The sequence below is a fragment of the Methylobacterium crusticola genome (assembly GCF_003574465.1).
Lineage (GTDB): Bacteria > Pseudomonadota > Alphaproteobacteria > Rhizobiales > Beijerinckiaceae > Methylobacterium > Methylobacterium crusticola.
The window spans coordinates 18,975-31,271 of record NZ_QOWC01000004.1 but is presented as its reverse complement, the minus strand read 5'-3'; the positions used below and the strand labels follow the sequence as shown (position 1 = coordinate 31,271).

Sequence of the window (12,297 nt, the reverse complement as noted above, 5' to 3'; positions counted from 1 at the left end):
TCAAGCACTACAGTCACGATGCCAGCGGCCGTCCGTGCGAGAGCGCACGCGGGAAGGCATCCCGGTGATTACGGCGCGTCCGGAAGCAATCCAACGCGGGTCATGGGTGCGCGGGCGCCGAGGCTGTGAGCGGTGCTGTGCCGACATTCGTCGCACGCGCCGAACTGCCGCCTTCCAACCTGTGCGGCTGGGCGCGACCGCGCAGGACCGTTCCGTTTCCTGCGGTGACATCCAGCGCGATCGAAGTGCTTTCGCGGCAGGAGTCTGCCTGCCACAGTTTCTCGATGTCGCCGAGCCGGCAATGCTCCCGCGTCGCGCGCTCCAGCTGCATCAACTCTCGGGAGTGTCGGATTTTTTCGTCGTTCTACGCAGGTCTCGCGGGGCGGCCGGATCGCGAGGCCGGCCTGCGCGCTTCGTCGCGCTCCCGGTCCGGGCAGGCCGAAGGACGCCAGCCGGTCAGGCACCGACGTCCGTCACGGCCCGTGAGCTCCCCGGAGGGACGAGCGAGGCCGGCTCTCGCGAAAGCGGAATCTTCGCGATGCGCGACGTGTGGAGCCGACAGCACCCAGGTCCGCAACCGTAGACCGGAAAATCTGCCTCCGCGGCCGATGCAAGATTTATCTTGCGATATCTCCAAGCAATGGAGAATATAATTGTTTGTACATCATTCGCATTGACTCGAGCGCGTCGATCTCAGATCCTATCGGGGATCGACGTTAGCTATCACGGCGGCAATCCGAGTTGGGTGCGCGTTCAGATCATGCGACGTATCTCGTTGAAGTGAGCAGGAATGTTTCGCTGACAGGTTATATTTGCTCATAAGTGCCCGTTGGCGCAATGCGGCAAGGTAATTGACCTCTTTCACAGGCGTTCGTTCGAAAATCTCGATGATGTTTGGAGGCGTCGGTCAACCGCGACAGTTGGTGGAACCCGAAAGGCAGGGGCCACTTCTGGACATCCGATCGCTTGACGTGCGCTTTGCCGATCACACCGCCGTGCGCTCGCTGGATCTCCAGATCGATCCGGGCGAGATCCTCGCCCTGGTGGGGGAGTCCGGGTGCGGCAAATCCACCACGGCCCTGGCGATCCTGCGTCTGCTCTCCGCCCGGGCGCGCCTGTCCGGCAGCATCGCCTTCGAGGGCCGCGATCTGCTCACGCTGAAGGAGCGCGAAATCTCGCGCATCCGCGGCAACGCGGTCTCGATCATCTTCCAGGAACCGATGACCTCGCTCAATCCGGTGCTGTCCATCGGACGGCAGGTCGTGGAGGCGATCACGCTCCACGGGAGGCGGTCGCGCCGGCAGGCGCGCGAGGAGGCGCTGGAGTTGCTCGACCGGGTGCGCTTGCCGGATCCGGTGCAACGGTTCGGCGACTACCCCCACCAACTCTCCGGCGGCCAGCGCCAGCGGGTGATGATCGCGATGGCGGTGGCCTGCCGACCCCGTCTCCTCGTCGCCGACGAGCCGACGACGGCGCTCGACGTCACGGTGCAGGCGCAGATCCTCCAGCTCATCGACGACCTGCGCCGCGATCTCAACATGGCGGTCCTGCTCATCACCCACGACCTCGGCCTCGTGGCGCAGTGGGCCGACCGCGTCGCGGTGATGCATGGCGGCCGCAAGCTGGAGGAGGGATCGACCCGCGAGGTGTTCGCCCGTCCCCGCAGCCCCTACACGCGGGGCCTGCTGGAAGCCTCGCTGCACGGTGGTAAGGTTCCCCATTACCGCACCACACGGCTCCCCGAGATCCGCCACCGTGGCGGCGATGCGTTCGAGCTGGTACGCCCGCCGGCCCGCGTCGCGCGCCTGACGAGCCGGCATCCCGGTCAGCCGCCGCTGCTCAGGGTCGAAGATCTGCGTATCGCCTACCCTTCAGGCGGCACGTCGGTGCAGGCGGTTCGCGGCGTTACCTTCGCGATCGAGCGCGGTGAGACGGTCGGGCTGGTGGGCGAGTCTGGCTGCGGCAAGTCCAGCCTGTCGCGCGCCATCGTGCGCCTGACGCCGCCCGAGAGCGGGCGCGTCGTCCTGGATGGCGTGGATCTGCTGCCGCTCTCGCGGCGCGCTCTGCTGCCGTGGCGGCGCCGGGTCCAGATGATCTTCCAGGATCCGTACTCTTCGCTCAACCCGCGCCAGCGCGTGGACGACATCCTGGGCCATGCGCTCACCCTCCACGGGGCCGGTGACGGCGTCGAACGGGAACGTCGCATCGGCGCCATCCTCGACGACGTCGGACTTCCCGCGACAGCGCGCCGCCGTTACCCGCACGAGTTCTCGGGCGGCGAGCGTCAGCGTATCGGGATCGCCCGTGCGCTTGTGCTCCGCCCGGAGCTCGTGATTTGCGACGAGCCAGTCTCCGCCCTCGACGTGTCGGTCCAGGCACAGATCCTCAACCTGCTGGTGGACCTCAAGGACGCCTACGCGCTCTCCTACCTGTTCGTCTCCCACGACCTCGCCGTCATCCGGTACATCGCCGACCACGTGCTGGTGATGAACGCCGGGCGGATCGTCGAGGCCGGCCCGGTCGAGGGCATCTGGCAATCCCCGCGTGACCCCTATACCCGCACGCTCCTCGGGGCGGTGCCGGGACGTCGACGCATTCCCCGCGAAGAACGGCAGCCCGATCATGCGTGACCCGAGGGCGGCGTCGGCGATCCCACAGGAGGATGGGCACATCGCGGGACCGAACGCCGCGCTGCTCGCCGGAAGTGCGCTCGGGGCGCTGCTCCCCGCGGGCGCCCACGCTGGAAGCCGCTCAAGGGGAAGCCGATCCTCTCGGGCGCGTCGAGATCTGGAAGCAGATCCAGCGCTTGGCCCTGTCCGATCTGCCGCTCGTCAACGTGTTCGCGTATCGCTGGCTCGGCATCCGGGGCAAGAACCTGCGCAGCGTCACGGACACCTGCATCCACAGCCAGAACAATTTCGCGCAGGTCTGGTTCGACCGGCCGGCTTAGCGGCCGCGCCATGGGCCGCCGTGGATCATGGGCAGCCAAACCTGAACCTTCGTGCCCGAACCGATGGATCGATGACAACTCGCGAGGACTGCACATGACATGCCGGCATAGCGACCACGGGGAGAACCGCGCAGGGACCGACGGCGTCATCGAACGAGCGCCCGTCGTGGATCGCCGCGAGCTGTTCGGGCTCGGCGGCGCGCTGCTCGCCGGAGGCGCGCTGGGCTCGCTGTTCCCCCGCGAGGCGCATGCGCTCACCGAGGCGCCGGTCCCGGCGGTGGAGAACGCGCGCGCTGGCGGCACGCTCGACGCGGTGGTCCATCCCGAGCCGCCGACGCTCGCCTTTTTCATGAACACGGCGACGCCCACTCGCGCCGTGGTCAGCAAGATCTTCGACGGGCTCGTCGACTACGGCCCGGACCTGAAGCCGCGCCCGCAACTCGCGGAGAGCTGGGAGACCTCCGCCGACGGCCTGACCTGGACCTTGAAGCTGCGCAAGGGCGCCTTCTGGCACGATGGCACGCCATTCACCTCGGCGGACGTGCAGTTCTCGGCTGAGGTCGTCTGGAGGCGGTACGCACCGACGGCCAAGCGCATCTTCCAGTACCTGACCAAGGTCGAGGTGCCGGACGCACACACCGCGGTCCTGACACTCTCCAAGCCGACGCCGGTCATCATCAACGCGCTCGACGTCGTGGCCGCTCCGGTGCTGCCCAGGCACCTCTACGAGGGCACCGACATCCCCAACAACCCCTACAACAACAAGCCTGTCGGCACCGGCCCGTTCGTGTTCAAGGAATGGGCTCGCGGCAGCCACATCCGCCTCGAGCGCTTCGACAGGTACTGGCAGTCCGGGCGGCCCTTCCTGGACGGCATCCTCTGGAAGATCATCCCGGACGTGTCGGGCCGGGCGAACGCGCTCGAGACCGGGTTGGTGCAGTACGGCGAGCGCAACCCCGTGACCTTCGCGGACGCCGACCGGCTCGCGAAGTCGGACAAGCTCGTGGTCAACAAGGACGGCTACAACGGCTTCGCCGGCTGGCTGTGGCTGATTCCCAACCTGCGCCATCCCATCCTGGGCCAGCTGAAGGTGCGGCAGGCGATCCTGCACGCCATCAACCGGGACCTGCTGGTGAAGACGGTGTGGGGCGGCTACGCGACGCCGGCCACCGGACCCGTTTCGTCCCTGCTCAAGACCTTCTACACGCCTGACACGCCGCAATACCCCTACGACCGCAAGAAGGCCGAGGCGTTGCTGGACGAAGCCGGCTTCCCGAAGCAGGCGGACGGCTGGCGCTTCAAGCTCAACCACGACTTCATTCCCTTCGGAGACGATTACCGCCGCACGGGCGAGTTCGTGCGCCAGGCGCTCCGCGCCGTCGGCATCGACGTGACGCTGCGCGGGCTCGACCTGGCTGCGTGGACCAAGAACGTGTTCGCTGAGTACAATTTCGATCTTGTCAGCTCGTGGGGCATCAACTGGCAGGATCCGCAGATCGGGGTGGAGCAGCACTACTGGTCGAAGGCCGAAGCGAAGGGAACGCCTTGGTTCAACGCGTCTGGCTACGCGCGTCCCGAGGCCGACAAGCTCCTGGAGGCGGCCCAGACGGAGACCGATCCGGCAAGGCGCGTCGCGATCTACCACGACTTCCAGAAGCTGGCACAGGCGGATCTCGGGCTGCTCAACATCCTGGAATTTCGCTGGTTCGGCGTCTGGGACGCACGGCTGCGCAATGTGACGAACACCTTCAACCACAGCCAGAGCAATTTCGCCCATGTCTGGTTCGAGCAATCCGCCTGAGGACCGGCACGGGGCCGGGACGACCCCAACCACGGTGTCCGGGCGGCGGCTGAGGCTGCTCCCGGATCGGAGATTCTGACGTGCTGCTACCGTTGCTTCGTCGCCTGCTGCAATTGGTGGGCATCGTGCTGGCGATCGCCGTGCTCGATTTCATCCTGCTGAAGTCCCTCCCGGGCGATCTCGTCGATGTGATCGCGAGCGAGAGCGGCAGCGTGACGCCAGAGTACCTGGCGGAGCTGCGTCGGCTCTACGGGCTCGATCGCCACTACTTGGAGCAGCTCGTGGCCTATATCGGGCGGCTCGCTCAAGGCGACCTCGGTTTTTCGTTCCGGTATGGTGAGCCCGTCTTCGGCTTGGTGCTCGACCGGCTTCCGACGACGCTCGCCCTGGTGGGAGCGGCGCTGACGCTGTCGGTGGCAGTCGGGCTGCTGCTGGGGATCGCGGCGGCCCGCAGACCGCACGGCGTCACCGACACGCTGATCTCGGGCCTGTCGACGCTCGGCTACTCCGCCCCGCTGTTCTGGATCGCCCTGATGTTGATCGTGCTGTTCGGCGTGAAGCTCGGATGGCTGCCCATCGGCGGCATCCGCGACGTGAGCGCCCGCCATTCCGGCTGGCGAGGGAGCCTCGACGTGGTGCACCACCTCATCCTGCCGGTCGCAACCCTGTCGATCTACTACGTCGCCGTCTACGCGAGGCTGTCGCGCGCCTCGATGATCGACGTCCTGACGGAGGACTACATCCGGACCGCCCGCGCGAAGGGCGCGCGCGAGGGACGCGTGATCTTCGGCCATGCCCTGCCCAACGCCGTGCTGCCGGTGCTGACCATGCTCGGCGTGCAGAGTAGCGCCCTCCTCGGCGGGTCCATCGTCGTAGAGACCGTGTTCGCATGGCCGGGACTCGGGCAGCTCTCCTTCGAAGCCATCAAGAGCCGCGACATTCCCGTGCTCCTGGGGGTGCTGCTGTTCAGCGCCGTGCTGGTGGTCCTCTCCAACCTCCTGGTCGATCTGGTGCAGATGTGGCTCGACCCGCGGGTCCGCCGGCCTCGGACGGCCTCCGCCGCGGAACCACGGGCCCGCACCGAACAGCCAGGGAGGCTCGCGTGAGGCGCTGGTACCTGCAGCCGTCGATCCTGGTCGGCGGCGCCACACTCCTCGCCGTCGCAGGCGCGGCGCTCGCAGCCGGCACGCTCTACCCGGACGACCCGCTGGACATGGTGGGGGCGCCCTTCACATGGCCCGGCACCGAGGCCGCGACGCCCCTCGGCACGGACCTGATGGGGCGCGACCTCCTGGCGGGCCTGATGCACGGTGCCCGCATCTCGCTCCTGGTGGGGCTCTCCTCGGCGTTCGTCTCGCTGTTGATCGGCGTCCTCGTGGGGGCGACGGCCGGCTTCTACGGCGGCGGCATCGATGCCACGCTGACGCGCATCACCGAGCTGTTCCAGACCATCCCGGCCTTCCTGCTGGCCATCATCCTGGTGGCCATCCTCAAACCGACGGTCGTCACCATCGTGTTCGCGCTCGGCGTGACCTCCTGGACCAGCGTGGCGCGGCTGGTGCGGGGCGAGTTCGCGACCCTGCGCGAGCGGGATTTCGTGCGCGCCAGCATCGCGTTGGGTGCGGGCGACCTCCACCTGATCTTCCGCGAGATCCTGCCGAACGCCTGGACGCCGGTGATCGTCTCGACGGCCCTGCTGATGGCGAACGCCATCCTGTCCGAGGCCGGGCTGTCGTTCCTCGGCCTCGGCGACCCGAACGTGGTGAGCTGGGGCTCGATGGTGGGGCTCGGCCGCGACGCTCTGCGCACCGGCTGGTACATGACCGCGATCCCGGGCCTTGCCATCGTGCTGACCATCCTGGGCCTCAACCTGCTCAGCGACGCGCTCCACGGCGCCCTGAACCCGCGCCTGCGCCGGAGCCGCTCCTGAGCACTACCGGCCCGCGCCGCGACGATCGCTGGTGCAGCGCGCCGAAGCGGCGGACGCCCTCGGTGCCGCCGGGGAGGCGGCGGAGAAAGTCGAGGCATACCGGCGATACGCCAGACCGGAGGCTGGTCTCGCCCGTTATGCGGGTGCGACTGGCATCGATTGCGCGCACTTCCGGTCCGACGAAGCCATCCGCCCTGGCCGCGGCGACGCGATCAATTCCGTCGTCGATGCCCTCACGCGGGACGAGGGCAGTTTCACGGTCGGTCGGTTGACCGAAGAGTTTGCCCTCGGCGGACGCTACGCCCTTCGACCTGGTCGTTCCCGAACGACAGGAGCGTGGCGTCCACAAGAGCGCCTATGCCGAAGGTACGCTGCGCGAGAAGCTTGTCCCGAGCGGAGGCGCCCGGTCGCCGCCGCACCATGCTGCCGCACATCATCGTTCTCATCCCTCGCGACCTTGAGTGACGGTCCGTCGTCTCGGTCGCGGCGTCACCCGGCCGCGAAGGCGTCGGCTGCTGGGCCAGGGTCCCCGCCGTTCGCTGTCCGGCGGGGATTGCGGGCCCGCCGCCGATGAAGAGGACGTCCGCCTCGCACGCGGAGGCCGGCAAGGGCTCGGACCGCCTGCCGAACGCTGCCCTCGCGAGTCCTCGGGCGACAGCGTTGACGCAAGCTATGTAATCTATATGAATTGTAAACTATTCCGAGGAGCCCGATCGATGTCCGAGTTCTCCCACTCGCTCCCGGAGGCCGCCCGGCCGCGCGAGCTCGAAGCGCTCTTCGCCGAGATCGCCGCCGGCGCCTCCGGGCGCGACAGCCGGCGCGAGCACCCGTTCGACCTGCTGGCGAAACTGCGGGCCGTGCGCTTCGGCGCGCTGCGCCTGCCGGTCGCGGATGGGGGCGCCGGGGCGAGCTGGCGCGAGACGCTGTGGGCGGTCATCCGCCTCGCCGAAGCCGATTCCAGCGTCGCCCACATCTTCCGCAACCACCTGTTCGTGACGGAGCGCTTCGTCACCGGCCGTGAACCCGGCTACCATGCGAAGTGGCGCCGCTCCGTCGCCGAGGGCGGGCTGATCGGGCTCGCCACGACGGAGCTCGACCGCAGGCAGACGGGCGGGCGCGGCGACCTCAGGACGGTGCTGCGGCCGGACGGCGACGGCTTCCGCCTCGACGGCACCAAGTTCTACAGCACCGGGACGCTCTACGCCGACTGGACGCTCGTGCGCGCGATCGCCCCCGACGGCGAGGACGTGTCGCTGATCGTCCCGACCGGCCGCGACGGCATCGAGCGGCTCGACGACTGGGACGGGATCGGCCAGCGCGTCACCGGGACCGGCACGACGAACTTCCGCGGCGTGCGCGTCGAGGCCGACGAGATCATCCGCGATCCCGCGCCCGCCATCACGGCCTTCGCCAGCACCATCGCGCAGACGATCGTCACCGCGGCGAATGTCGGGGTCCTGCGGGCGGTGCTGCGGGACGCCAAGGCCCTGCTGCGGAGCCGCACCCGCAACTTCTACTTCGCGCCCTCCCCGGTCCCGTCGGAGGATCCGGTGCTGCAGCAGATCGTCGGGCGGATCGCGAGCGACGCCTTCGTGGCCGAGGCCGCCCTCCTCGCCGTCGGCGACGCCCTCGAACGGGTCGCCCGCGCCCGCGCCGAGGAGCCCGACGCCGCCCCGCCGCCCCGCCTCTCCCACGACGCCTCCGTCGCGGCCGCGAAGACGAAGGTCGTCGTCGACGAGCTGGTGCTACGCTCGGCGACTGCCCTGTTCGACGTCGGCGGCGCCTCGGCAGCGACGTTGCGGCAGAACCTCGACCGGCACTGGCGCAACGCCCGGACCCTCTCCTCGCACAACCCGGCGAGCTACAAGGCGCTGGCGGTCGGCGCCTACGAGCTGCACGGCACCGAGCTGCCCGGGATCGGCTTCTTCTGACCTCCGGGACGCGGCGGGCGGGGGGGCGAGCAGGATGTCCTCCCAGATAGTAGTATATTAGTTTTATAGACTATTGAAACAAGCCACGCGTTCCGCCTAGGCTCGGGTGCGGACGGGCCACGACTCGCCGCCCGCCGCCGAGGACGCACGATGATCCCACCGAATCCCGCACCGCGCCCCTCCCCCGCGCGGCGGCCGGGCCGTCATCCGGGCCTCGCCGCGGCGGTGGCGCTGATCCTCGGCCTCGCGGCCGCGGCGGGAGCGGCGGCGCAGGAGGACAAGCGCGGCGGCATCATCCGCTACGGTCACCTCCAGGAGCCGCCGTGCCTCTACGCCGGCTGGGTCCAGGCCGGCTACATCCAGCGTCAATACGCCGACAACCTCGTCGCCAGGACGCAGGACGGCCGCATCGTGCCCTGGCTCGCGACGGATTGGACCGTCTCGGACGACAACCTGACGTACACGTTCCGGCTCAAGCCGGAGGTGCGGTTCCACGACGGGACCGCGCTCGATGCCGCAGCAATCGTCGTCAACTTCGAGCGCTGGCTCTCGGACGATCCCGACAAGGTCAACCGCAACGCCAAGCTCTACGTCGGCGACGTCGTCCGCTCGGTCACGGCGCCCGGCCCGTTGACGCTGCGGATCGAACTCGCCCGCCCCTACCAGCCCTTCCTCACGGTCCTGTCGACCTACTTCTTCGGGATCCTGTCGCCGACGGCGCTCGCGCGCGGGCCGCAGGAATTATGCGAGAGGCCGGTCGGCTCGGGGCCGTTCATCGTCGAGGCCTGGAACCGCGGCCGCAACGTCGTCCTCAAGCGCAACCCGGACTACAATTCCGCGCCCGCGACCGCCCGGCACGCGGGCCCCGCCTACGTCGACGGGATCGTGTGGAAGTTCCTCAAGGACAACACCGTCCGGTACGGCTCGCTGCTCAGCGGGGAATCCGACGCGATCTACGACATCCCGGCCGTGGACTGGGACGAGGCCCGGACCCGCTTCCGCGTCGTCCAGGACGTCACCGGCGGCACGCCGACACGGCTCCAGCTCAACACCGCGCGGCCGCCGTTCGACGACGTGCGGGTGCGCCGCGCCTTCGCGCAGGTCTCCGAGCGGCAGAAGGCGGTCGAGGCGGCCTTCCACGGCGAGATCCCGTTCAACGGCAACGGCGCGCTCAGCCTGAGCACGCCCGAGCACCTGAAGGACCTCGCGCAGTCCTACCCCTACGACCCCGACGCCGCGAACCGCCTGCTCGACGAGGCCGGCTGGACCGGCCGCGCCCGCGACGGCATCCGCACCCGGGACGGCAGGCGGCTCACCGTGCGGCTGCTCTACGCCGGCGGCTCGCTCATCACCTCCGACGGCATCCTGGTGCTGCAGATCCTGCAGGACCAGGCCCGCGCGGTCGGCTTCGACGTGGTGCTGAAGCCGATCCCGCAGGCCGACTGGTTCGCCGGCAAGGGCCGTGGCCCCGACGATTACGAGGCGCAACCCGCCTACTGGGTCGCCTCCTCGGCCGAGATCCTGAAGATCTCCTGGCGTCCCGACCAGGGCGGCGCGGTCAACGCCAACAACGCCTCCCGCTTCCAGCCCCCGGTCCTCTGGCGGCTGATCGAGGAGGCGGACCGGACCTTCGACGACGCGGCGCGCCTCGCCCGCTACGAGGAGGCCCAGCGCCTGATCGTCGGGGAGGCCGCGGTGGTCGGCCTGTTTCCGCTCGCGGTCACGATCGCGAGCCAGCCCAAGCTCAAGGACGTCTGGATCTCGAGTCCTGTCAGCGAGCCCGTCTTCCACGACGCGTATTTCGAGAAATGAGCGCGGCTCCTTCCCGCTCCCGGGTCACGGGATGGCACCGCCGGATCGCCCGGCTCGTCCTCGGCGCGGCCGCGGTGTTCTGGGCGGTCGCGACCTTCACCTTCTGCGTCCAGACGCTGCTGCCGGGCGACCGCGCCGAGCTGATCCTCAACGTCAAGGCCGGAACCTTCACGCAGCCCACCGCCGCCGAGCTCGCGCAGATCAACGCCCGCTACGGCTTCGACGCCCCGCTCGCGGTGCAGTACGGCCGCTTCCTCGGCGGCTTGGTGCGGGGTGATCTCGGCACCTCGTACCAGACGCAAGGGCCGGTCCGGGCCATCATCGCCGAGCAGGCCGCCCCGACGCTCCTCACGCTGTCGGCGCTCGCCCTCGCCTGGGCCATCGCGCTCCTGCTCACGGTGCCGAGCGCCGGACGCGACGGCTCGCTCGCGCGCCTCGTCTCGGGCTTCCAGGTCGCGGCCGCGGTCGCGCCGCCCTACTGGATCGGCACGATCCTGCTCGTGGTCCTCGGCGTGAAGCTGCGGCTCCTGCGGGTCGAGAGCGGCACCGGGCCGGCCGGGCTCGTGATGCCGGCCTTCGCGCTCGCCATCCCGCTCTCCGGCTTCATCGGGCAGGTCATCCGCGAGGAATTCGCCCGCGTCCTCGACCAGCCCTTCGTCACCTCGGCGCGGATGCGCGGCATGAGCGACCTCGCCGTGCGGGTGCGGCTGGTGCTGCGCCACGCGGTGCTGCCCGGCGTCACGCTGTCGGGCTGGGCGCTCGGCGCCCTGTTCTCGGGCGCGGCAATCATCGAGACGGTGTTCGCGAGGCCGGGCATCGGGGGGCTCCTCGTCATGGCGACCTCCGCCCGGGACGTGCCCCTCGTCACCGGCATCATCCTGGCGGCGGCCGGCCTCTACATCCTGGCCAACCTCCTCGTCGACCTCGCCTACCCGATCATCGACCCGAGGCTGAGAGCCCGATGACCCTCGCGACCGACATCCTGCGGCGCCCCGAGGCGGTCCCGCGGCCGCGCCGTCCTGGGATGCGCCGTCCCGCCGACCTCGTCCGCGGCCTCCCGGGAGGCGTCCTCGTGGCCGGCGCCCTCATCGCCCTCTACCTCGTGATGGCCGCGGCGCCCGCCCTCCTCCAGACCCACCCGCCGTTCCGGACCGACCTTGCCGCGACGCTTCGGCCCCCGTCCCTCGACCACCTGTTCGGCACCGACCAGTCCGGCCGCGACCTGTTCTCCCGGGTCGTCGAGGGCACGCGCGACTCGCTCGCCATCGGCGTCGGCGCAACGAGCCTCAGCCTGACGCTCGCGCTGCTCCTCGGCGTCACGGCGGGCCTCGCGGGCGGGGCGCTCGACCGGGCGATCGGCCGCTTCCTCGAGGTGATGTTCGCCTTCCCCAACCTGTTCCTCGCCCTGCTGCTCATCACGGTCTTCGAGGCGACGCCCGTGACGCTGATCGCCGCCGTCGGCATCGGCACCGCCCCCGGCTACGCCCGCATGGTCCGGGGCCAGTTCCTGGCCGTGAAGGGGGCCGGCTACGTCGAGGCGGCGCGGGCCCTCGGCCATTCCCGCCTGCGGATCCTGCGCCGGCACATCCTGCCGAACGCGATGCGGCCGCTCGTGGCGATGATCACGCTCGGCGTCGGGCAGTCGATCGTCTGGGCCTCCAGCCTCGCCTTCCTCGGCCTCGGCGTGGCGCCGCCCTCGCCCGAATGGGGCGCGCTGCTCGATGCCGGCCGCAACTACGTGACGCGCGCGTGGTGGCTCGAGGTGATGCCCGGCCTCGCGATCATCGTGTTCGCGCTGTCGGTCACGGTGGTCGGGCGCCACGTTCAGGACCGGCTCGACGGGCGCGCGGGGACGCCGTGACAGCCGCCGGAG

The 12,297-nt window shown here is 69.7% G+C and carries 10 protein-coding genes; 9 read left to right on the top strand and 1 reads right to left on the bottom strand.

Annotated elements, in window-relative coordinates; genetic code table 11:
* Positions 1-100: 100 nt before the first annotated feature.
* Positions 101-331 carry a hypothetical protein gene (locus DT057_RS07700; protein WP_128561494.1) on the bottom strand — a complete coding sequence of 77 codons (231 nt, stop codon included), beginning with the start codon at positions 329-331 and terminating at the stop codon, positions 101-103.
* Between the two features lie 640 nt (positions 332-971).
* On the opposite strand from DT057_RS07700, the gene DT057_RS07695 reads away from it, so the two are divergent.
* The 9 genes from DT057_RS07695 to DT057_RS36735 all read left to right on the top strand — a co-directional run bounded on the left by DT057_RS07695 (position 972) and on the right by DT057_RS36735 (position 12,285).
* Positions 972-2,630, top strand: coding sequence for an ABC transporter ATP-binding protein (locus DT057_RS07695; RefSeq protein WP_238313227.1), 1,659 nt, complete (start codon positions 972-974; stop codon positions 2,628-2,630).
* 176 nt (positions 2,631-2,806) lie between these two features.
* Positions 2,807-2,950 (top strand): hypothetical protein, encoded by a 144-nt coding sequence (locus DT057_RS35435; protein WP_162501350.1) that lies wholly within the window; start codon positions 2,807-2,809, stop codon positions 2,948-2,950.
* 166 nt (positions 2,951-3,116) lie between these two features.
* Positions 3,117-4,751 (top strand): ABC transporter substrate-binding protein, encoded by a 1,635-nt coding sequence (locus DT057_RS07690; RefSeq protein WP_238313229.1) that lies wholly within the window; start codon positions 3,117-3,119, stop codon positions 4,749-4,751.
* A gap of 80 nt (positions 4,752-4,831) precedes the next feature.
* Complete coding sequence (locus DT057_RS07685) at positions 4,832-5,857, top strand: ABC transporter permease (protein WP_128561492.1); 1,026 nt, start codon at positions 4,832-4,834, stop codon at positions 5,855-5,857.
* Positions 5,854-6,681 carry an ABC transporter permease gene (locus DT057_RS07680; RefSeq protein WP_128561491.1) on the top strand — a complete coding sequence of 276 codons (828 nt, stop codon included), beginning with the start codon at positions 5,854-5,856 and terminating at the stop codon, positions 6,679-6,681. Before DT057_RS07685 ends, DT057_RS07680 begins: the two co-directional genes overlap by 4 nt.
* Positions 6,682-7,397: 716 nt before the next feature.
* Positions 7,398-8,612, top strand: coding sequence for an acyl-CoA dehydrogenase family protein (locus tag DT057_RS07675; RefSeq protein ID WP_128561490.1), 1,215 nt, complete (start codon positions 7,398-7,400; stop codon positions 8,610-8,612).
* A gap of 150 nt (positions 8,613-8,762) precedes the next feature.
* Entirely contained in the window at positions 8,763-10,424 is a 1,662-nt protein-coding gene (locus DT057_RS07670) for an ABC transporter substrate-binding protein (RefSeq protein ID WP_128561489.1), read from the top strand.
* Positions 10,421-11,389 (top strand): ABC transporter permease, encoded by a 969-nt coding sequence (locus DT057_RS07665; RefSeq protein WP_128561488.1) that lies wholly within the window; start codon positions 10,421-10,423, stop codon positions 11,387-11,389. The genes DT057_RS07670 and DT057_RS07665 overlap by 4 nt, the downstream gene beginning before the upstream one ends.
* Entirely contained in the window at positions 11,386-12,285 is a 900-nt protein-coding gene (locus DT057_RS36735) for an ABC transporter permease (RefSeq protein WP_128561487.1), read from the top strand. Before DT057_RS07665 ends, DT057_RS36735 begins: the two co-directional genes overlap by 4 nt.
* Positions 12,286-12,297 lie beyond the last annotated feature (12 nt).

Excerpts from the sequence above, each read along its gene's own strand:
- DT057_RS36735 (WP_128561487.1), top strand. The coding sequence starts at position 11,386 with ATGACCCTCGCGACCGACATCCTGCGGCGCCCCGAGGCGGTCCCGCGG.
- DT057_RS07665 (WP_128561488.1), top strand. The coding sequence starts at position 10,421 with ATGAGCGCGGCTCCTTCCCGCTCCCGGGTCACGGGATGGCACCGCCGG.
- DT057_RS07670 (WP_128561489.1), top strand. The coding sequence starts at position 8,763 with ATGATCCCACCGAATCCCGCACCGCGCCCCTCCCCCGCGCGGCGGCCG.
- DT057_RS07700 (WP_128561494.1), bottom strand. The coding sequence starts at position 331 with ATGCAGCTGGAGCGCGCGACGCGGGAGCATTGCCGGCTCGGCGACATC.
- DT057_RS07675 (WP_128561490.1), top strand. The coding sequence starts at position 7,398 with ATGTCCGAGTTCTCCCACTCGCTCCCGGAGGCCGCCCGGCCGCGCGAG.